1 protein-coding gene is annotated in these 383 nt (G+C 47.3%); it reads right to left on the bottom strand.

The window, feature by feature from the left end; translation table 11 throughout:
- Positions 1–307 (bottom strand): plasmid recombination protein (locus KP705_RS19040; protein WP_215765441.1); only part of this gene is annotated, 307 nt, incomplete at its 3' end.
- Positions 308–383 lie beyond the last annotated feature (76 nt).

Here is a 383-nt window from a genome sequence, read left to right as displayed (position 1 = left end):
AGCCAGAAGGCTTCCCGACCTTATCCCAATAACTGTCCTGCCAATCTCTAAACGATTGCTTATAGGCTTCATTTTGTTCCTTTGGAGATAACCCATCCGCCTTGGCCTTCTGCTTTGCACTATCCCCAGGATGTAAGCTGATCGCCTTCAAATCATCAGGAACGATGAAAGCATGAAGATGAGGAAAAGCCTCATCATCATGCCTGATGACTGTCTTCAACTGGTCCCCATACGTGTCCTGCAACCACTTGACCGACCGAGCTTGCCAACGCTTACAATCGGCATCAATCTCACCTGGCCAAGACATAACAATGCACTCCATACTATTTTGAGTGCTTCTGAATTTCCTGCTCTTGCCAGTCTTCTGAACATCAACAGCACGA

It is taken from the genome of Gluconobacter sp. P1D12_c (assembly GCF_018812105.1).
Lineage (GTDB): Bacteria > Pseudomonadota > Alphaproteobacteria > Acetobacterales > Acetobacteraceae > Gluconobacter > Gluconobacter oxydans_A.
This window is presented reverse-complemented; position numbering and strand designations above follow the sequence as displayed.